At 66.3% G+C, this 18,971-nt stretch carries 23 protein-coding genes, 1 tRNA gene, 2 pseudogenes and 1 riboswitch; of the genes and pseudogenes, 10 read left to right on the top strand and 16 right to left on the bottom strand.

What is annotated here, in order from left to right; translation table 11 throughout:
* Positions 1 to 56 precede the first annotated feature (56 nt).
* On the top strand, positions 57 to 1,058 hold the full coding sequence (locus PARHAE_RS07565) for an NAD(P)H-dependent flavin oxidoreductase (protein WP_126154001.1): 1,002 nt from the start codon (positions 57 to 59) through the stop codon (positions 1,056 to 1,058).
* On the opposite strand, the gene serB is transcribed toward PARHAE_RS07565, so the two are convergent.
* The 4 genes from serB to PARHAE_RS07545 all read right to left on the bottom strand — a co-directional run bounded on the left by serB (position 1,048) and on the right by PARHAE_RS07545 (position 4,600).
* A complete protein-coding gene (serB, locus tag PARHAE_RS07560) occupies positions 1,048 to 1,926 on the bottom strand; it encodes a phosphoserine phosphatase SerB (protein ID WP_126154000.1) in 879 nt (292 codons plus the stop codon). The genes PARHAE_RS07565 and serB overlap by 11 nt on opposite strands.
* Positions 1,927 to 1,955: 29 nt before the next feature.
* Positions 1,956 to 2,798, bottom strand: coding sequence for a C40 family peptidase (locus tag PARHAE_RS07555; protein ID WP_126153999.1), 843 nt, complete (start codon positions 2,796 to 2,798; stop codon positions 1,956 to 1,958).
* A complete protein-coding gene (locus tag PARHAE_RS07550; protein WP_126153998.1) occupies positions 2,795 to 4,159 on the bottom strand; it encodes a leucyl aminopeptidase family protein in 1,365 nt (454 codons plus the stop codon). Before PARHAE_RS07550 ends, PARHAE_RS07555 begins: the two co-directional genes overlap by 4 nt.
* Positions 4,160 to 4,222: 63 nt before the next feature.
* Positions 4,223 to 4,600 (bottom strand): hypothetical protein, encoded by a 378-nt coding sequence (locus PARHAE_RS07545; protein WP_126153997.1) that lies wholly within the window; start codon positions 4,598 to 4,600, stop codon positions 4,223 to 4,225.
* A 141-nt stretch (positions 4,601 to 4,741) separates the two neighbouring features.
* On the opposite strand from PARHAE_RS07545, the gene PARHAE_RS07540 reads away from it, so the two are divergent.
* A complete protein-coding gene (locus tag PARHAE_RS07540; protein WP_126153996.1) occupies positions 4,742 to 5,389 on the top strand; it encodes a carbonic anhydrase in 648 nt (215 codons plus the stop codon).
* A 51-nt stretch (positions 5,390 to 5,440) separates the two neighbouring features.
* Here PARHAE_RS07540 and PARHAE_RS07535 read toward each other — a convergent pair whose 3' ends face one another.
* A complete protein-coding gene (locus tag PARHAE_RS07535) occupies positions 5,441 to 5,740 on the bottom strand; it encodes a calcium-binding protein (RefSeq protein WP_164555174.1) in 300 nt (99 codons plus the stop codon).
* A 192-nt stretch (positions 5,741 to 5,932) separates the two neighbouring features.
* On the opposite strand from PARHAE_RS07535, the gene PARHAE_RS07530 reads away from it, so the two are divergent.
* Together PARHAE_RS07530 and PARHAE_RS07525 are read left to right on the top strand one after the other, a co-directional pair.
* Positions 5,933 to 6,316: a hypothetical protein gene (locus tag PARHAE_RS07530; protein ID WP_126153994.1), complete on the top strand. Its 384-nt coding sequence runs from the start codon at positions 5,933 to 5,935 to the stop codon at positions 6,314 to 6,316.
* Positions 6,317 to 6,616 carry a hypothetical protein gene (locus PARHAE_RS07525; RefSeq protein ID WP_126153993.1) on the top strand — a complete coding sequence of 100 codons (300 nt, stop codon included), beginning with the start codon at positions 6,317 to 6,319 and terminating at the stop codon, positions 6,614 to 6,616.
* Here the strand turns inward: PARHAE_RS07525 and PARHAE_RS07520 are convergent.
* From PARHAE_RS07520 to PARHAE_RS07500, 5 genes are all read right to left on the bottom strand, one after another.
* Entirely contained in the window at positions 6,567 to 7,166 is a 600-nt protein-coding gene (locus PARHAE_RS07520) for a DedA family protein (protein ID WP_126153992.1), read from the bottom strand. The two genes, PARHAE_RS07525 and PARHAE_RS07520, sit on opposite strands and share 50 nt — an antisense overlap.
* A 4-nt stretch (positions 7,167 to 7,170) precedes the next feature.
* Entirely contained in the window at positions 7,171 to 8,193 is a 1,023-nt protein-coding gene (locus PARHAE_RS07515) for an aspartate-semialdehyde dehydrogenase (protein WP_126153991.1), read from the bottom strand.
* Positions 8,194 to 8,278: 85 nt separating this feature from the next.
* A complete protein-coding gene (locus tag PARHAE_RS07510) occupies positions 8,279 to 8,893 on the bottom strand; it encodes a glycosyltransferase family 29 protein (protein WP_126153990.1) in 615 nt (204 codons plus the stop codon).
* Positions 8,890 to 9,939: a glycosyltransferase family 4 protein gene (locus PARHAE_RS07505; protein ID WP_241232711.1), complete on the bottom strand. Its 1,050-nt coding sequence runs from the start codon at positions 9,937 to 9,939 to the stop codon at positions 8,890 to 8,892. Before PARHAE_RS07505 ends, PARHAE_RS07510 begins: the two co-directional genes overlap by 4 nt.
* The gene (locus tag PARHAE_RS07500; protein WP_126153989.1) at positions 9,932 to 11,122 is read right to left on the bottom strand and encodes an MFS transporter; all 1,191 of its coding nucleotides are present in this window, start codon (positions 11,120 to 11,122) and stop codon (positions 9,932 to 9,934) included. Before PARHAE_RS07500 ends, PARHAE_RS07505 begins: the two co-directional genes overlap by 8 nt.
* A gap of 202 nt (positions 11,123 to 11,324) precedes the next feature.
* Here PARHAE_RS07500 and leuB point away from each other — a divergent pair, with 202 nt between their 5' ends.
* From leuB to PARHAE_RS07485, 3 genes are all read left to right on the top strand, one after another.
* On the top strand, positions 11,325 to 12,449 hold the full coding sequence (leuB, locus tag PARHAE_RS07495) for a 3-isopropylmalate dehydrogenase (protein WP_126153988.1): 1,125 nt from the start codon (positions 11,325 to 11,327) through the stop codon (positions 12,447 to 12,449).
* The gene (locus PARHAE_RS07490; RefSeq protein ID WP_126153987.1) at positions 12,449 to 13,408 is read left to right on the top strand and encodes a DMT family transporter; all 960 of its coding nucleotides are present in this window, start codon (positions 12,449 to 12,451) and stop codon (positions 13,406 to 13,408) included. Before leuB ends, PARHAE_RS07490 begins: the two co-directional genes overlap by 1 nt.
* A gap of 47 nt (positions 13,409 to 13,455) precedes the next feature.
* Positions 13,456 to 13,532: transfer RNA gene (locus PARHAE_RS07485), tRNA-Pro, on the top strand.
* Positions 13,533 to 13,854: 322 nt separating this feature from the next.
* Here the strand turns inward: PARHAE_RS07485 and PARHAE_RS21340 are convergent.
* From PARHAE_RS21340 to PARHAE_RS22085, 4 genes and pseudogenes are all read right to left on the bottom strand, one after another.
* Positions 13,855 to 14,517: a phospholipase D-like domain-containing protein gene (locus PARHAE_RS21340; protein ID WP_206436888.1), complete on the bottom strand. Its 663-nt coding sequence runs from the start codon at positions 14,515 to 14,517 to the stop codon at positions 13,855 to 13,857.
* 623 nt (positions 14,518 to 15,140) lie between these two features.
* Positions 15,141 to 15,299: a hypothetical protein gene (locus PARHAE_RS21020; protein ID WP_164555173.1), complete on the bottom strand. Its 159-nt coding sequence runs from the start codon at positions 15,297 to 15,299 to the stop codon at positions 15,141 to 15,143.
* A 65-nt stretch (positions 15,300 to 15,364) separates the two neighbouring features.
* Positions 15,365 to 15,613: pseudogene (locus PARHAE_RS21335) on the bottom strand (IS66 family transposase); the annotation flags it as partial.
* Positions 15,614 to 15,616: 3 nt separating this feature from the next.
* Positions 15,617 to 15,748 (bottom strand): annotated as a pseudogene (locus PARHAE_RS22085) (transposase); the annotation flags it as partial.
* A 270-nt stretch (positions 15,749 to 16,018) separates the two neighbouring features.
* On the opposite strand from PARHAE_RS22085, the gene PARHAE_RS07470 reads away from it, so the two are divergent.
* From PARHAE_RS07470 to cobF, 3 genes are read left to right on the top strand one after another with little or no spacing between them, the layout of a single operon-like run.
* Positions 16,019 to 16,678 carry a TniQ family protein gene (locus PARHAE_RS07470; RefSeq protein WP_126153985.1) on the top strand — a complete coding sequence of 220 codons (660 nt, stop codon included), beginning with the start codon at positions 16,019 to 16,021 and terminating at the stop codon, positions 16,676 to 16,678.
* A 49-nt stretch (positions 16,679 to 16,727) separates the two neighbouring features.
* Positions 16,728 to 17,135 carry a hypothetical protein gene (locus tag PARHAE_RS07465; RefSeq protein ID WP_126153984.1) on the top strand — a complete coding sequence of 136 codons (408 nt, stop codon included), beginning with the start codon at positions 16,728 to 16,730 and terminating at the stop codon, positions 17,133 to 17,135.
* Positions 17,087 to 17,878 (top strand): precorrin-6A synthase (deacetylating), encoded by a 792-nt coding sequence (cobF, locus tag PARHAE_RS07460; protein ID WP_126153983.1) that lies wholly within the window; start codon positions 17,087 to 17,089, stop codon positions 17,876 to 17,878. Before PARHAE_RS07465 ends, cobF begins: the two co-directional genes overlap by 49 nt.
* Here cobF and PARHAE_RS07455 read toward each other — a convergent pair.
* Both PARHAE_RS07455 and PARHAE_RS07450 read right to left on the bottom strand, forming a co-directional pair.
* Positions 17,855 to 18,589, bottom strand: coding sequence for a CbtA family protein (locus PARHAE_RS07455; protein ID WP_126153982.1), 735 nt, complete (start codon positions 18,587 to 18,589; stop codon positions 17,855 to 17,857). The genes cobF and PARHAE_RS07455 overlap by 24 nt on opposite strands.
* Positions 18,589 to 18,759, bottom strand: coding sequence for a CbtB domain-containing protein (locus PARHAE_RS07450; RefSeq protein ID WP_241232710.1), 171 nt, complete (start codon positions 18,757 to 18,759; stop codon positions 18,589 to 18,591). Before PARHAE_RS07450 ends, PARHAE_RS07455 begins: the two co-directional genes overlap by 1 nt.
* 32 nt (positions 18,760 to 18,791) lie before the next feature.
* A riboswitch (cobalamin riboswitch) is annotated at positions 18,792 to 18,971 on the bottom strand.

The following is an 18,971-nucleotide window of genomic DNA, read 5'->3' as shown; positions in this document are numbered from 1 at the left end:
CGGGCGCGGCTCACCCCGTGGGATACTTGTGCCAAGGCAAAACACAGGAGCGGCCGATGTTCGATGACGTGATACACCCCGTGGTGCAGGCGCCGATGGCGGGAACCTCGACGCCGGAACTGGCGGTGGCGGTCTGCAATGCGGGGGGCCTGGGGTTCCTGGCCTTCGGCGCCCTGGACGCGGCGTCGGCGGGCCGAGCGATCCGGGCGGTGCGGCAGGGGACCGACCGGATGTTCGGCGTGAACCTGTTCTGCCACGCCCCGGCCGTCCGCGATCCGTCCCGAGAGGCGGGCTGGATCGATGTGCTTCGCCCGGTCTTCACGCGCTTCGGGGCCGAGCCGCCCGCCGCGCTGTCCGAGATCTATCCCAGTTTCCGCGGCAATGACGCGATGCTGGCGATGCTGCTGGCCGAACGGCCCGCCATCGTCGGCTGCCATTTCGGGCTGCCCGAGCCGGGCCAGATCGCCGCACTGAAAGCGGCTGGGTGCAGGCTGTGGGCCACCGCGACCTCGGTCGCCGAGGGGCAGGCGATCCACGATGCGGGCTTCGACGTGATCGTGGCCCAGGGATGGGAGGCGGGCGGCCATCGTGGCATCTTCGACCCGGACGGGCCGGACGCCCGGCTGGATCATGCGGCCCTTGTGCGGGCCTTGGTCCCGTTGGGCCTGCCGGTGGTTGCCGCCGGGGCGATCATGGACCGGGCGGCGGCGCGCGCCGCGATGGCGGCAGGGGCGGTCGCCGTGCAATGCGGCACCGCCTTCCTGCGCGCGCCCGAGTCGGCGACCCCGCCCGCCCATCGTGCCGCCCTGTCGGGCGGGCGGACGGCAATGACGCGGGCGATCTCGGGGCGTCCGGCGCGTTGCCTGGTCAATGATTTCACCGCCATCGACGACCGGGACGTGGCGGGCTATCCGATGGCCTATGACATCGGAAAGGCGTTGAATGCCGCCGCCAAGGCGCGGGGGAACGACGGCTATGGCGCCTTCTGGGCGGGGACGGGCGCCGCCGCCAGCGTCGCGCGTCCAGCGGCGGAAACGGTGCTGGCGATCAGCCCGTGACGAAATCGCTGGCGGAGTAGCCTTGCAGGTACAGCAGCGCCGTCAGGTCGCCGTGGTCGATGCGGATCTGCGCCTGGGCCGCGACCGAGGGCTTGGCGTGCAGCGCCACCCCGGTCCCGGCAAGCTGGATCATCCCCAGGTCGTTGGCGCCGTCGCCCACCGCGATCGCATCCGCCGGTGTCAGGCCGCGCGCCGCCGCGATCGATTGCAGCGCCTCGACCTTGGCCTCGCGCCCCAGGATCGGCATTCCGACCTGGCCGGTCAGCAGCCCGCCCTGGGCCAGCAGGGTGTTGGCGCGGTGTTCGTCAAAGCCCAGCCGGTCGGCAATCGCCTGCGTGAAGGCCGTGAAGCCGCCCGAGACCAGCGCCGCATAGCCGCCGTTCGCGCGCATCGTCGCCACCAGTTCCGCCCCGCCCGCGGCCAGCGTGATGCGAGAGGCCAGCACATCCGCGATCACGCTGTCCTTCAGGCCCGCCAGCAGCGACACCCGTTCGGTCAGGGCGCCGTTGAAGTCCAGTTCGCCGTTCATGGCGCGGGCGGTGATTTCGGCCACGCGCGGACCGACGCCCGCGACATGGGCCAGTTCGTCGATGCATTCCTGGCCGATCATGGTGGAATCCATGTCGGCCAGCAGGATTTTCTTGCGCCGCCCCCAGGTGGGCTGGATCGCCAGATCCAGCGTCTGGGCGTGCAGATCGGCCCAGGCGTCCTGGAAATCGGCGGGCCTGTGGGACAGGTCGAATTCCGCCGCGATGGCGGGGTTCAGCCAGCGGACCGGCCCGCCGCCCCAGCGGTCGGCCAGGCCCTGCGCCGTCTGCCGCGTCAGGTTGGCGCGCAGGGGCGATGCGATCAGCGAAACGGTGAACATGGCCGCGTCTCCTTACTTTTCGGCGCGGTCTAGGCGATGGCGGCGGGCTGCGCCAGAGGCGGGCGGCGGACACCCAGGAACGGCCCGTCGCCCTGCGCGTCGATGCGGGCGATGGCCTGGCCGATGGGCTCGACGATCACCGCCATGGTCCAGGCGGTCGCATGGATCATCAGGTCGGGCGACATGGCCAGGGCCACATGGCCGGGCCAGAACAACAGGTCGCCGCGCCGGATGCCGTCTGCCGCCGGAAAGGCGTCGCGTTGCAGGTCGCTGTCGCCGGGGCAGGGGATGTCGCAGGCCGTCAGCGCCGCCTGCACCAGCCCCGAACAGTCGATGCCCCAGCGGCTGTTGCCGCCCCACAGATAGGGCGTGCCCACCAGGCTTTCGGCCACCGGCACCGGGTCGGACGCGGGTTGGTCGCCGATATGCTGGACGGGAACGAAGCCGCCGTCGGCCAGCCGGGCAAAGCGCCCCTCGGTCCCTGTGACCGACAGGCGCGCGCCAAGGGACAGGCTGGCCCGTTCCGGCCGCTTCATGTCCGGGGCGGGATAGACATGGGTCGCGGGGGCCGTCACCCGATGCGTGACGGGGGCCAGGTCGCGGGTCAGCGCGGCGGCGGGCATCCAGCCGCAATAGCCGTCCAGCGCGGCCTGGACGAAACACCAGTCCCCACGCGTCTCGATCACCGTGACATCGGCGCCGAAATTCACCTGCCGGTCGCGGCGACCATCGGGCGCGGTCATCAGGTCGGCCAGCGGCACGATCAGCCGCGCGGCCTGGCCGGGGGTATAGGCGGGCCGTTCGATCACCCCGCACAGGCTGTCCAGGGCGACTCGATCCGTGGCGGGGGTCAGGCGGCGGTCCAGCGTCATGGCAGGATCTGCGGCAGGGCCGCCAGGATCGCGCGCGCCCCCTGGCCCACGCCGCCCTTGGGACGGCCCGGCGCCAGGACGGGCTGCCAGCCATAGATATCCATGTGGACATAGCGCCCGGCGCCTTGGGCGAAGCGGCGCAGGAACAGGGCGGCGGTGATCGACCCGGCCATCCCGCCCGATGGCGCGTTGTCCAGATCGGCGATGGGCGGCTCGATCTGCGATTCGTAGCCGTCCCAGAAGGGCATCCGCCACAGCGGATCGCGCACGGCCATGGCGGCGCGGGACAGCGCGTCGGCCGTGGCGTCGTCGTCGCAGTAAAACGGCGGCAGGTCGGGTCCAAGCGCCACCCGCGCCGCCCCCGTCAGCGTTGCCAGCGAGATCATCAGGTCGGGCGCTTCCTCGGCCCCCAGCGTCAGCGCATCGGCCAGGATCAGCCGGCCTTCGGCATCGGTGTTGTTCACCTCGACCGTTAGGCCCTTGCGGCTGGTCAGCACGTCGCCCGGCCGGAATGAACCCGCCGAAACGCTGTTTTCCACCACCGGCAGCAGCACCCGGATCCGCATCCGGTCCGCCGCGCCGGTCAGCGCCAGCATCTTCAGCAGGCCCAGTGCGGTGGCCGCCCCGCCCATGTCCTTTTTCATCAGCAGCATGGATGCCGAGGGCTTGATGTCGAGGCCCCCGGTATCGAAGCAGACCCCCTTGCCGACCACCGTCAGGCGCGGGCCGCTGTCGCCCAGCCGGATGTCGATCAGGCGCGGGGCCTGTTCGGCGGCGCGGCCGACCGCGTGGATCATCGGCAGGTCGGCGTCCAGAAGGCCGGTGCCGGCGATCACCGCGATGCTGGCCCCGATCTTATCCGCCAGGGCGCGGGCGGCGGCCTCCAGGTCATCAGGCCCCATGTCGTTGGCGGGGGTGTTGATCAGGTCGCGGGTCAGGAACTCTCCGGCCGCCTGGGCGCGGATCCGGGCGGGATCGGCGCCTTCGGGGCAGATGAACTGCGGCCCGGCATAGGGCGCGCCCTTGTAGCGGCAAAAGCGGTACTGGCCCAGCAGCAGCGCCAGGGCCGCCTCATTCGGGTCGGCCCCCTGGGGCAGGGCGACGCGCCAGGTGCCCGGCGGCAGGGCCGTGGCATGGGCCAGGGCAAAGCGGTGGCGGCTGGCCTGTGCGCGGTCGCCCAGACCCAGGAAGGCCCCGGCCAGCCCGCCCGAGGCGTTGGGCAGCAGGCAAATCTCGGCCATCTTCCCGGAAAATCCGCTGGCTGCGGGCCAGGGACCGGCCTGGTCGGCCAGGGGATCGCCCTTCCAGACCGCCCAAAGCGGCAGGGCGTCAGCGGAATCGGGGGCGAAATCGGGGATCATGGGGCCTGTCCTTGGTCGGTCGCGGGCGAGATTACAGGCTGGATGCGCCCCCGCAACCCCGTCTCAGTCCAGGGGGCCGCGATCCCAGATCGCCGTCAGCGATCGGTTGCCCACCCGCATCAGCCTGGCATGGACCGCGCCGATGGCCACCGCCTCGCGCCGGTCGGCGCAAAAGCCCAGATCCATCGCCACCCCCGCCAGCGACAGCAGCCCGATCTGCCAGGCCAGCCGGGCCAGCAGGTCGCATTGGCGCGCAGTCTCGGCCAGGTCGCCCGCGCGCACGGCCTTGTCGGCGCCGGTCAGGGCGCCCGCCAGTTGTTCCAGGGCCAGGCCGATGACGTTCTGCGCCGCCGTTTCGCCCAGTTCGGTCACGATGTCGCCCAAGCGGCGGGAATCGACCCGGACCGGTTCCGATACGGCCAACGCCATGATTTGTGCCATCTGCCTTGCCTTCTATCCTGCATTTCAGTCCGGCTGACCATGCCTGCACGCCGTGAAGAAAGGCTTGCCGCCGACAGAAGAAATCTCTCGAATTTGTTTCAATCACGTCCTATCAAGCGGCGGGACAAGACAAGGTGAGCCATGCATAATATCCGTCCTCTGCCGCAATACCTGGCAGGTCGCTTTCACGGCTGGAAAGCCACGTCCTATGCCGAGAACAGCGCCTGGTATCGCCGCCTTGCGACCGACGGTCAGCGCCCGCGCGCGATGGTGATTTCCTGCTGCGACTCGCGCGTCCACGTCACCAGCATTTTCGGGGCGGATTCGGGAGAATTCTTCATCCATCGCAACATCGCCAACCTGGTGCCGCCCTATGCGCCCGACGGGTTGCAGCACGGCACCTCGGCCGCGGTGGAATACGCGGTGCAGGCGCTGAAGGTCGCGCATCTGATCGTCGTCGGCCATACCAATTGCGGCGGCGTCGCGGGTTGCCATGCGATGTGTTCCGGCCACGCGCCCGAGCTTGAAGAAAAGACCAGCTTCGTGGGCCGCTGGATGGACATCCTGCGCCCCGGCTATGACCGCGTGAGGGATCTGCCCGAGGGCGAGCAGGTCGCCGCCCTGGAGCGCGAGGCGGTGCTGGTGTCGATCGAGAACCTGATGACCTTCCCCTTTGTCCGCGCGGCGGTCGAGGGGGGGCAGATGTCGCTGCACGGCCTAGTCCACGACATCAGCGAGGGCACGCTGTTCCAGGCGGTCGACGGCGGGAAAAGCTGGACGGCGGTCTGATCGAGGAAGGAAGCGGCGCGGTCCGGGACAGGATGGCGCGCCGCCCCAGCGTCATGTGAAGATGAAGTCCGAGGCGTCCAGGGCGGAGAGGTCGATCAGATTCAGCGTGACCTTGGTTCCGGCGAACTCCAGAATGGTGCTTGTGCCCGATGCCGTCACTGTGACATCGGCAAGGCTGGACACCTGGCCGGGGGCGAAGATCCTGATCTTGTCGGTGCCGTCGGTAAAATCGTTGATGAAGCCCTGTCCTTCGTTTGCATAGAAGGCGAATGTATCTGCGCCTGCGCCGCCGCGTATGGTGTCGTTGCCTTTTCCGGCCGACAGGTAATCATCCAATGCCAGTTGGTTCACTGCTGATGAGCAAAAGTTAAATTTTAATTAACATTTCCCTAGTTTTTGGATTTTGTTAACATTTGGGAGAGCGACGGGTTCTAACGTGCCGAAACCTCCCATGCAATGGACCTGGGATCGTGATTTTCTCTGTCTCTCCTTCCAGCGTCACGGCCTTGGCCCGCCGGTCAGAACCCGTCGTCGGATACACCCATGGCCAAGGATCTGGGTTCAGCAACATCCGGCCGCAAGGAACTGACCACTGCCGAAATGGATGCCATCGATAAAGAGACCATTGATCTTCGTATGGCGATGCACGGCTTCATGATGGAAGGCAACGCCGATCCCCTCACAGCCGCCAGGGAGGCCGTGGCGAAGATGGCGGTCAAGGACTTCGACAGCCCCGCCGCTGCCCTGGAAAACGCCTTTTCGTCCGTCGACCTGATGTTCCGCGCCACGACCGTCGCCCAGGCCTCGCTGAACAACATCGCCGCAGCCAATTCCGTCCGCGCGACCGCCAATGCATCCCGGCTTGCCGACATCAATCTTGCCGACATCAATCATGTGGTGGCCAGGGAGAATGCCTATCTGGGCTAAGTGAACGGACGCCTGAACGTCTCGGCGGCGACGTTGGAACGCGGCGAGGGCGGGGCGGTCAAGCTGGGCGCCTTCGATCTGACCCACAAGACCTATGGCCGTCTTCTGTCGGTCGATGGCGACGGCAATGTCAACTTGTTCGACCAGGCCGGCAATGCGATGGATGCCGCCGCCTATGTGGACGCGTTGTTCGGCGGCAACGGGCACGGCACGGTCCGGCGTGGTGGACCGCACGATGTGACGGCGCGCCTTACGCGTCGGGCTTCCAGCGGATTACACGCCACACATACAGGGCGATGATGCCCAGAACGACCGCCGTGGACAGCGGGTCGATCCAGTGTTCGACCGCCTCATAGCGGTCTTCCAGCAGGTATCCCGCCAAGGCCAGCCCACCCGACCAGATGAAGCTGCCAAGCGCGGTGAACAGCAGGAACTGCCCCTGCGGCATCCGCTCGATCCCGGCGGGGATCGAGATCAGGGTCCGCACGGTCGGGATGAAGCGGCCGAAGAACACCACGGCCCGGCCATGGCGGCGGAACCAGCCCTCGGCCGCGGCGAATTCGGACAGGGTCAGGGTCAGCCAGCGGCCATGGCGCGCGATCAGGCGGCGCAGCCGGTGGGCGCCGAAGGCCCGTCCGGCCAGATACCAGAACCAGGCCCCCGCCAAGGATCCCAAGCCCCCAGCCAGGATCGCCAGCCACAAGGGCGTGCCGCCACGGGCGGCGTTGAAGCCCGCCAGCGGCATGATCAGTTCCGACGGGATGGGCGGAAAGACGTTTTCCAGAAACATGAGGGCGGCGATGGCCACAGCCCCGCCGCCGTCCAGGAATCCGGTGATCCAGTCGAACACCCGATCAGCCTTTTTTCAGCACGCGATTGCCCAGCAACTCGGCGATCTGCACGGCGTTCAGCGCGGCGCCCTTGCGCAGGTTGTCGCTGACGCACCACAGGTTCAGGCCGTTTTCGACCGTCACGTCCTGGCGGATGCGGCTGACGAAGGTGGCGAAATCGCCCACGCATTCGACCGGAGTCGTATATCCGCCCGGCTCGCGCTTATCCACGACCAGGATGCCCGGCGCCTCGCGCAGGATGTCGCGGGCCTCGTCCTCGTCCAGGAAATCCTCGAACTCGATGTTGATGGATTCCGAATGGCCGACGAAGACCGGGACGCGCACGCAGGTCGCCGTGACCTTGATCGCCGGATCCAGGATCTTCTTGGTCTCGGCGACCATCTTCCATTCTTCCTTGGTATCGCCGCTGTCCAGGAACACGTCGATCTGCGGGATCACGTTGAAGGCGATCTGCTTCTGGAACTTCTTGGCCGCGACCTCTTGGCCGGGCACATACATGCCCTTGGTCTGGTCCCACAGCTCGTCCATGCCCTCTTTCCCGGCGCCCGAGACGGACTGATAGGTGCTGACCACCACCCGCTTGATCCGCGCGCGGTCGTGCAGCGGCTTCAGCGCCACCACCATCTGCGCGGTCGAGCAGTTGGGGTTCGCGATGATCATCTTGTTGCGGTAATCCTGGATCGCGTCCGGGTTCACCTCGGGCACGATCAGCGGGATGTCGGGGTCATAGCGATACAGCGACGAATTGTCGATCACCACGCAGCCCGCCGCGGCCGCCTTGGGCGCGTGGATTTTCGTGGCGTCCGAGCCGATGGCGAACAGCGCGATGTCCCAGCCGGTCCAGTCGAACTGCTCGATGTCCTTCACCTTGATGGTCTTGTCGCCAAAGCTGACTTCGGTGCCCTGCGACCGGCGCGAGGCCAGCGCGGCAATCTCGTCCACGGGGAACATGCGTTCCGACAGGATGTTCAGCATTTCGCGGCCCACATTCCCCGTGGCGCCTGCGACGACGACTTTGTAACCCATCTCCTTGGGACTCCTTTTCTGGCGGTCGCGTGGCTTTAGCGCACGCAAGCCAGCAAGGGAAGGGGAAAGGGCCGGGCGGGCCGGGTCAGGCCAGGATCAGCCGCCCGTCCCGGCGCTGCATGTCCGCGACCCAGGCGGCCTCGGCCCCGAAGTCGTGGGGCACCTGGTCGGCGGTGCGGCTGCCCGACAGGCTTTGGCTGGCGAAGAAGTCGAAGCCGTGCAGCGTCAGGCGGGCCAGGCCGGATCGCAGCGCCAGGTCGATCATCATCGCCCCGGTCGTGGGCGGGGCGGCCAGGCGATCCTTCAGCGCAAGGTAATCGGCCAGGGGATGCAGATAGAAGCCGTCGCCATGCGCGATGCGCCAGCCCAGCCGCTTGCGCTTGGGCGACATCCACAACACGCGCCTGGGGGCGATGCGGGCCAGGTCGGCATCCGCCAGCCGCACCGCCAGGGCCAGCCAATCGGTCCGCGTGCCGTGGCTTTCCGGGGACGGCATGGGCGCGCGGTTGATGCGGATCACCAGGTCGGTGGCGTCGATGGCCGCGCCGTGGCGGGTTTCGGCCAGCGACCGGGCATTGCCGATCAGCGCGACGGTCTTGCCCGCCAGTTCGGCCAGCAGGTCGGACTGCGGGACCGAAAGGGCTTGCAGCGCCGCGTCGTCGCGCAGGGTTCGGGCGGCATAGAAGCGCAGCTTGTTCATGGCCGGGCCAGCAGGTCGTGATAGAGGGCGACCAGGGCGCGGGCCTCGGTCTCGATGGCGTGGTTCGCGGTGACATGGGCAAGCGCGGCACGGCCCGCATCGGCGCGGCCGGCATCGTCGTCCAGCCAGCGGCGCAGGGCGTCGGTCAGGGCGTCGGCATCGTCGGGCGGCACCAGGCTGCCTGTCACGCCGTCCCGGATCAGCGTCTCATAGGCGCCGACGCGGGCGGCCACGGTCGGCACAGCGCAGGCCATCGCCTCCAGCGGGGTCAGGCCGAAGCCCTCCCAGCGGGCGGGGGCGGCGAACAGATCCAACGCCTGGTAATGGCGCACCACCTGATCCCAGGGCAGTTCGCCCAGGAAGCGGATCCGGTCCGACAGGCCCGCCGCCGCGATCCGCGCCAGCAGGTCGTCTGCGAAGGCGCGGTTGTCGGGGGTGATGCGCCCGGTGAACAGGATCCGCGCCTGCGGGCGGTCGGGCAACAGCCGCAGCCCGGCCTCGACCAGCAGGTCGACGCCCTTCTGGGCGCGCACCCGGCCGAAGCAGCCGATCAGCACCGCATCGGGATCAAGGCCCAGGTCACGGCGCAGCGCCGCCCGGTCGGACGCGGGTCGGAAGATGTCGGTATCGACCCCGTGCATCACCACCGTCGCGGGCCGGTCCAGATAGCTGGCGGCCTTGTCCGAGGTGGCGACAAGCGCATCCTGCCGGCGGATCAGCCATTTGGTGAAGCCGGTATGGCGGCGCTGCGCGGCCGAGGTGAACAGCAGCCGGTATTTGCGCCGCAGGATCCGCCGCAGGATCAGGCCCAACGCCATTTCGGTGTTGCGCCGGGCGTGCCAGACCCGCCAGCGGTCGCGCGGCAGGGTCGCGGCGCGGATCAGCGGGATATGCGGCACCTCGGGCGGCAGGCCGGGGCCAGTGGCGCGGATCGCGATCATCCGGGCCTGCACCGGGATCAGGCGCACGACGGTCGCGGTGACGCCCGACAGGCGGCGCTTCAGGTTCGGGGCGACGACCAGCGGATCAACCATGGGTTCAGCCATGCCGGGCCTCGGGCGTCAGGAAATACAGGGCGAAGCCGATGGCAAGCGGGACCAGGAAGAACAGGAACAGCAGGGCGAAGGCCTGCGGCGGCGCAAAGGCCCCGGACGCCGCCTGGAACACCGGGCGCGAGGCGAACTGCATCACCCCCACCCCGCCGATCGAGATCATGTTCATGAACGTCACCCCCCGCCCGACCAGGTGATCGGGCAGGAACGACCGGCCATGCGCCATCAGCAGCACATAGCCCGCCCCGGACAGCCCGATCAGCGCCAGCAGCACCACCGCCAGCCCCAGGCCGGGCTGGGGGTTCAGGCACAGGAAGCCCATCACCGCCAGCGTCGCGCCGGTGAAGATCAGCACCGTCCGGCGCAGGCTGCCCACCAGCCGCACGGCGGGGGCGACCAGGAAATTCCCCAGGATCATCGCCAGCCCCATCGCCAGCGTCGCCCGCCCGATCAGTGTGGCGTCCGCGCCGAACACCCGTTCCAGATAGGGGGCGGCCCACAGGCCCCGGATCGCACCCGACGCGGCATAGTTCACGAAGAACAGGGGCAGGATGAACCACAGCGCGCGGATCCGCAGCACCTCGGCCAGCGATCCCTGGGGATGGTCCGCGCCCAGCCGGGCCGGGTCGCGCACCGTCAGCGCGATCAGCAGGGCCACCGCCACCGTCGAGGCGCCCAGGCCCGCCATGGTCGCGCGCCAGCCCAGGGCCTGGATGGCCCAGACCAGCGGCGTCGCGCCCAGGATGTTGCCCAGCGACCCGAAGCCCACGATCATCCCCGCCATGGCGCCGAAGGCGGCCGCCGGATATTCGCGGGCGACGATGTAATAGGATCCCATCAGCGCGGGCGCGCAGCCCACCCCCAGCAGCGCCATCGCCAGGTGCAGGTGCCAGGGCGCCTGAGCCGACGCAAAGATCGCAGCCCCCGCCCCTCCGGCGGCCCCCAGCAGCAGGGCCACCGTCAGGCGCGGCCCGATCCGGTCCAGCATCCGCCCCACCGGGATCTGCATCGCCGCGAAGGTCGCGAACCACAACCCCGAGGACAGCGCCAGATCGCCGGGCGTGGCGCCAAGCTCGGATCCCAGGACGGGCGTCAGCACCGCAAGGAAGGCGCGATAGAACTGGCTGAGGACATAGGCCAGAACCAGGCTGACGATCCCCACGGATATTTTGGGCATGAGCGGCTTTCCTTCCCTTGCCGCGCAAGCTGCGACAGGGCGCGGAAAGGTGCAAGACGTGCAATTCGCCCGCAACCGGGAACCTGCGCGTGCCAGGGCCCAGCCGGGGGCCGGCTCGGCGCGGATCGCGCCCTGCCCGAACTTGACCCCGCGGCGGCCCTTGGCTAGTGCCGCAGGGGCATCGCGCCCGTAAGGAGGAACCATGTCCGACAGCTATTCCCTGCTTATCCTGCCCGGCGACGGGATCGGTCCCGAGGTCATGGCCGAGGTGGTCAAGGTCATCGACTGGTTTTCCGCCAATCGCGGCATGTCCTTCGATGTCCGCCATGGGCTGGTCGGCGGGTCGTCCTATGACGCGCATGGGGTGCCGCTGACGGACGACACCATGGCGCTGGCGCAATCGGTCGACGCGGTGCTGCTGGGCGCGGTCGGCGGGCCGAAATACGACACGCTGGATTTCAGCCTCAAGCCCGAACGCGGGCTGCTGCGCCTGCGCAAGGAAATGGATCTGTATGCCAACCTGCGCCCGGCGCAATGCTTCGACGCTCTGGCCGATTTTTCGTCGCTGAAGCGGGACGTGGTGGCCGGCCTGGATATCCTGATCGTGCGCGAACTGACCAGCGGGGTCTATTTCGGCGAGCCGCGCGGCATCCATGCCGACGACAACAACCCCGACAACGAAGGCGGCCGCGTCGGCATCAATACCCAGCGTTACACCAGCGGCGAAATCCGCCGCGTGGCCCGGTCGGCCTTCGAACTGGCGCGCAAGCGGTCGAACCGGGTCTGCTCGATGGAAAAGGCCAATGTGATGGAATCCGGCATCCTCTGGCGCGAAGAGGTGCAGTGGGTCCGTGACAACGAATACCCGGACGTGGAGCTGTCGCACATGTATGCCGACAACGGCGCCATGCAGCTGGTCCGCAACCCGCGCCAGTTCGACGTGATCGTCACCGACAACCTGTTCGGCGACCTGCTGTCGGACGCGGCGGCGATGCTGACCGGATCGTTGGGGATGCTGCCTTCGGCCAGCCTGGGGGCGCCGATGGCGAACGGCCGGCCCAAGGCGATGTACGAACCCGTCCACGGCAGCGCCCCCGACATCGCGGGGCAGGGCAAGGCTAACCCGATCGCCTGCATCCTGTCCTTCGCGATGGCGCTGCGCTATTCCTTCGACGAGGGCCAGGCGGCGTCCGACCTGGAACGCGCGGTGGAGCGGGTTCTGGCCGACGGCGTGCGCACCGCCGACCTGATGGGGCCCGAGGGCGGCACCCCGGTTTCGACCTCGCAGATGGGCGACCGCATCGTCGCGGCCCTGTCCCAGGGCTGATGGAGGGCGCGTCAAACGTCCGCGGTGCGGCCCTGGCCCTGCTGGCCATGGGCCTCTATGCGACGCATGACGTGGTGATCAAGACGCTGGGCACGCAGTATCCCGCCTTGCAGGTGCTGTTCTTTTCGTCGCTGCTGTCCTTTCCGCTGGTGATGGTCATCATCATGCGCGATCCCACCCCCGGCACGCTGCGCCCGGCCAATCCCGGATGGGTCGCGGCCCGCACCGTGGTGGGGGTGATTGCCGGGATGGGCAGCTTCTTCGCGTTCTCGCAGCTGCCGCTGGCGCAGGTCTATGCGATCCTGTTCGCCGCGCCGCTGCTGGTGACGATCCTGTCGATCCCGATCCTGGGCGAACGGGTCGGGATGCACCGCTGGCTGGCGGTCGTGGCGGGCCTGGCGGGCGTTCTGATCGTGCTGCGCCCCGGCGCGCAGCCCTTGGGGCTGGGTCATGCGGCCGCGCTGGCGGCGGCCATGGGATCGGCGATGACCGCGGTGATCCTGCGCAAGCTGGGCCGGTCGGAACGCCCGCTGGTCCTGCTGATGTGGCCGATGCTGGGCAACTTCCTCGCTACCGGCGCGTCCCTGGCCATCGAATACCGGCCGATGGCGCTGCCGCATCTGGCGCTGGCCGGGGTGATCGCCTGTCTGGGACTGATCGCTGGATTCCTGCTGATCCTCGCCTATCGCGCCGGAGAGGCCGCGATCGTCGCGCCCATGCAGTATTCGCAGATCCTCTGGGCCACGGCCTATGGCTGGATCTTCTTCGACGAGGTTCTGGATCTGCCCACCGTCCTGGGCGCCACGGTGATCATCGGGTCGGGTATCTATATCGTCTGGCGCGAAGGCAGAGGCGGCAATTCCGCCAACCGCCCCGTGATCGCCTCGCGCATCCGCGCGGAGACGGTAACGGCGCCCCGCACCTCGCTGCTGCAAAGAATATGGCCGCCGCGCCCCTGACGGGGCTTGCATTCGCCCGCAGCCCGCGCTACCTGCCCCACCACGGTCGGAGCGTAGCGCAGCCTGGTAGCGCACCTGCTTCGGGAGCAGGGGGTCGGAGGTTCGAATCCTCTCGCTCCGACCAAGTTTATTTTTGATAAGAGGCAGATAGTTCTGCCTTTTTGACCACGGGACTTGCCTCTTGAAGAGGCCCGTCTTTAGTCAATGCATTGAAATCTATCAGCATAGTGCTGCGCTAACCCTGCGAGTACTCAGAGAACTCGATTGAGTACTACTATCGGCGCTGACGGCGGTAGGGCGCATCGCGATGCAGCAGTGCAATCAAACGCTCATAATGGGCGCTGCTTCGTCTGCTGCTCGGCGCCTCTGCTCTCACATCGGTAATAAGGGCGGAAAGCTGACCGTCGCCGAGCAGCATCGCCACCGCAGCAAGCTAGTTGGAACGGCTATTCGAAGCGCTGCTCTTGCCGATTGTTCTCCTCAGCCTCACTTGCGCGATTTCTCAAAACAGCCCGGCTAATCTCTTTCAATTTCTCAACTACCATTTCTTGAACTATGGCGGATGGATACTCCGACAGTTCCTCAAGTGCACGGGCTCTGACTTCAAGGATATCTGCAAGCGATCCAGACCAGCCAGATGGCCAAGTGCGCGCAAAAATGGCCTCGACAACGCTTGCTCTATCGTCAACAGCGTCAAGAAGAGACGTCATATGGTCACTCAGCTTGACTTTCTTCGGGTTTTCTAAAGGTGCCCCACCGCCTTCAACAGTCGTGAAGGGGCAAACCAACCCTGCAAGCTTAGTAAGCTTCTCCTGATCTCCCCCACACCAATCCAATAAGCGCTCAATTGAAGCTTCGTTAAGGGATACTTCATCCAGATCGTAGGAGCAATCACGGAAAGCTATGTGACCGCGCAACTCCTCACTCTGTCCACCCACGAAAAAGGACGTTTCGTGCCGGGCGTATTTGCCCTGTCGGTCCGCGCTCAGCCAGTTGTAGGATCCGATACAAAGCTGCTCGCCATCAATAGCAACGATTTTGCTATGGAGCTGGGGCAAGGCGTGCATTTTTACGCCTATGTCCACCAATGCCCGTTCCGCGATTTCCATATGGGTGAAACCTTTCTCTGGTCGGCATCGCATTCAGCAGCGGATCGGCATAAACTTCAATCTCGGCCCCTCGCTGAACTGCCCGAGCGAAGCCGTCGAGTATTCCCGCACGCTCCATGGTTGATGTGATGATCCAAGGGCTGACAATAGTGAATCAGCACGATAATAGATAGTCTACGGCACCGCGAAAAGTAGGGCCTGTCTCACCCCATGCCCAGCGGCGTCAACAGGCGCGCAGCCATTGGTGCTGGCTTCCTCAATGCAGGCTTTGGCAGACCCCTCGCGAGAAGTTGCACCGGGCTTCGTTTGTGCAAAGACGTTATGACAAATCCTTCAGGCTGCGGGGGTCTTCTTGCTGAGGGCAGTGGCCTGTTTGTCGGTGGAACGAATGGTAAACTCCAAGAATAGACTGGCAATAAAATATTGATACCGTTCAAGATTCGCTTGGCGAACAAAGCAAGACTTTGAGAAATTTCATATTGACTGATAAGGGGCGGATAGTTCTGCCTTTTTGATCACGGAAGTTGCCTCGCGATCAGGCTGAATACCTCATAAATCATTGGAATAGATCGCAGTAGTGCCACCCGCACCCCACAGGATATCGTGGCTGCAACGTTCATACCTCAGCTAAGCAAAGCCAGAGCAGCGCCGAAGGTGACGCCCAGAACAACAACTGCGGCGCCAGCCAACGTAGTCTGCCAGACAGGTCGTTCGCGGATACGTGCGGTGCCTCTAATAAGCGCGGCAATCTCGGCGCGTATCAGTTCGTCGGTTTCGTTCATGCTCGCCCCTCAACATGGCCCATGGCTTGTAAGATCCAAGCCTCTCCCGACCCTCAGTCCTCGCCCCACATATCATCCATGAGGGCCACGCCTTCCTCGGCAATCGGTGCTGGTCCGGTGCGGGTGATCTCGATCAGTTTGCGGCGGGCATGGGCCCAGCAATAGGCGAGCTGGATGCCCGGACCGATCCGGTCCGCTGCAATCAGTCGGTTGTATCCGGCATAGCCGTCGACCTGCAGAATGCCGCCAAATCCCTGCAAGATGCGCTCGGCATGCTGGCCTCCCCGACCGGGGGCATAGGTGGCCTTCAGCCCATGCCGACGCGCCACCTCGTTCACTGTGACGCGTGGCACCAGCGTCTCTGCCACCATCTGGCCCTTCGCCTCGTCAGACCATCGCCGCTTGGCCGCCGGAGCCGCCAGAAGCTCCACAAACCCAACGGCCTCCATACTGCGCTCCCGATGGAATCCCACCGACACCTCCCGTGCAAATCTCCACACAGAGGCGCATCGCAGCTTACGGATTCAGCAGGAAGGTGGGGTCATCGAATTGACGCTGGCGGCCATCGAACAGGCTTTCCTCAACGGATCCCGCAAGCTGGCACCCTAGGATTTTTCCCGCGCCTATCATCTGCGGACCGCTTGCGACGATTCATTCAACCCGTTCATCATCCCCGATTTTTACCGGATTGATGCGCGGCAGGTCTTCTCACGGGAGAAATGTTGATGTTCCCGGCAACAAAACCGCTACCGTTGACAGTCCCCACGATCGTGGGGGAATCCGCGACGTCCTTCGCCTCTCGCTTGGCTCGGCGGAATGGCGCGCCCCGGAGGATCACCTTCTGCTCGGACGTTGGGATCGATTACTTCGCGCTTGTGAATGGCGACCCGCTCGAAATCCAGCGGATGGCAGTTCTGGGCGGTATCGATCCTGTCCCGCTGCAAGCATCGACACCTTCTCTGATTGAGGCGGGTTGGTTTCAGCTTGGGGACGAACATATCAAATTCACGGGGTTAATACGGACAACGCTTCGGATTTGCCCGAGGTGCGTTCAAGACGCGCCCGACAGGACGGGAATCATCCATCATGGGGTGTGGCAAGTCGCAGCGATCCGCACCTGCCAGAAACATGGGTGTCACCTCGTCGCCGTTCCCAAGCCAAAAAACGGCAATGATTGCTTTGATCACATCCCCGTGCTCAACGGCTTTAAACCAACGGCCGGTGATCTGGCTGTGTCTCAGGATCTGGAACTGGAGAGGTATTTGACCGTTCGAATCCAGGACGGACCCGGACAAAGCTGGCTGGACCGCTTGCCGTTTCATATGGCAGCGCAGACCTGCGAGATGCTTGGCGCGCTTCTGACCTTGGGACCAAGGTAAAGCGAGCGGAACTTGCGGATGCGCAATGGACAGCGGCCGGCCCGCTGGCTTGAGCATCCTTCGCGACGGTTCGGAGGCATTGCGCCAAACGCTCAAAGAAATCCAGGCTTCTCATCCGGTGGGAGAAAAACTCTACCGGTCGCACTACGGCGTATTCTTCGACTGGCTGCGCTCTCGTGATGATGACCCAGATTTTGACGTGGTGCGCGATGTTGTTCGGGAGTTTATATCCATGATCCCAGCCCGCACAGATCATCGCATGGTCATTGTGGCGACGAGCGCATCAGGCCGTAGCGAAACGCTCTCATATCAAATTAAAAACGAAACTGTAATGGTAGGAAGGCCGCTTGACCGCCGCCTGACCCGGGTTCAGAAGCGCCTTGCATGGTCCACGGCGGGGCATCCGGGATGGAAGTTTGGCTTATCGGCATCGGCATGGGACGGGTCGAGCATCTGACGCTTGAGGCCGTCGCGGCGATCAACCGTGCCGATCTGATCCTGATTCCCCGCAAGGGCGAGGAGAAGGCGGAACTGGCCCAGGCGCGGCGCCGGATCTGCGACGAGGTGCTGACCAATCCGCAAACGGTGCTGGCGGAATTCGACCTGCCGGTTCGGGATGCCTCGGACGGGTATGAAGGCGGCGTGCTGGACTGGCATGAGGCGATCGCCGGTTGCTGGGAGAGGGTAATCGCGGTCCATCCCGGTGCGTTGCGGGTGGCGCTGCTGATCTGGGGGGATCCGGCTCTCTATGACAGTTCGCTGCGCATTGCGGCGCGGCTGGCGGACCGGCGGGCCATGACCGTCCATGTGGTGCCGGGCATCATGTCGCTGCAAGGGCTGACGGCGGCCCATGCGATCCCCCTGAACGAGATCGGCGCGCCCTTCCTTGTCACCACCGGGCGGCGGCTGCGCGACGAGGGCTGGCCGGCCGGCGTCGATACGCTGGTGGTGATGCTGGACGGCATGAACAGCTTCCAGACGCTGGATCCCGCCGGGGTCCGCATCTGGTGGGGCGCCTATGTCGGAATGCCGGACCAGATCGTCGAGGCAGGTCCGCTGTCCGAGGCTGGACCGCGCATCGTCGCTGCCCGGCAGGCCGCCCGCGACAGGAACGGATGGATCATGGATATCTATCTGCTGCGGCGCGATCCCGGCGCCGGGGCGCCGGGACGGGGATCAGGCGCGGCCGCGCGACCATAGGGTGGTCGTCAGCAGGCCCAGGGCGACCCAGGCCACCAGGCCCACGCCCAAGGCGCGGCCCGCAAACTGGGCGGCAAGCTCGGGCGGGGTCGGGCCGGTCAGTTCGGCCGGGTGAGGCGCGCCGACCAAGTGGGGCAGGGCGGCCAGGACGATGGCGGGCGCCCATGCGGCCCAGGACTTGCCGAAGGCGATCAGCCACAGCGCGACAGCGGACAGGGCGACGGTGGCCAGCCACCAGATCTCGCGCTGCGTGATGTCGGCGGCGGCCATGCCGGGCAGTTCCGGGGCAAGGCCGAAGGCGGGCGCAAGCTGCACCGCGACAAAACCCGCGACGCCCCACAGCAGCCCCTGGCGCGCGGTGACGGCATGGCCGCGGTTTTCGGCCAGCGCGATGGCGGCCACCAGCAGCAGCGCATAGCCGGCATAGACCAGGATCGAGAACAGCACCGACAATCCGTCGCGGCTCAGGTCGAGGCCGCCCATGTCGGGATGGGCCGCAGCGGCGGCGCCTTCGGCATGATCATGGTCATGGGCAATGTCCGCCGCGTCGTGATGGTGGTCACCGGGCGCCGCGAAATGGGTCAGTTCGCCGCCTTCGTAAAGTTCGGCGTGCAGCAGGACGGGCTGGACAAAGCCCAACTGCAACAGGGCGGCAATCAGCCCTGCGGCAGCACCAGCGATCAGGGCGCTGGACAAAAGACGCGACAGCATCAGTGGCAGGGAAAGCCGGTGGCGTGGCGCACGTCATGGGCGGCGTCGTGCAGCGTCTCGGACTGCGCGAGGCCGGCCGTGAAGACCAGAACCGCGCCGATGGCGGCCACGATGAAGATGTCGCGCAGCGATGTGGAAACCGCGGCCGATGCGCGGGAAAGCGTCGTCATGTCGTCCCTCCTTGCCGTCATCCCCGACGGCGGATTGCGTTTCGCGCAAGGTCGGTCTCCTGACTCGCAGGTCGCTGCCTTTCCTGCCTTCCCATGGCGCGGCCACAGTGGCGTGCCGGATCGGCTCTCTGCTCACAGTCGCGGGGGCGGTCGGGTTGGTGATCCCTGTTCCCATGCGGCCTTGCGGCCGCACCTTGCACGCCGCCAGACTG

Source organism: Paracoccus haematequi (assembly GCF_900631945.1).
Taxonomy (GTDB): domain Bacteria; phylum Pseudomonadota; class Alphaproteobacteria; order Rhodobacterales; family Rhodobacteraceae; genus Paracoccus; species Paracoccus haematequi_A.
The sequence above is the reverse complement of the archived record's forward strand: the minus strand, read 5'-3'. Positions and strand labels throughout refer to the sequence as shown.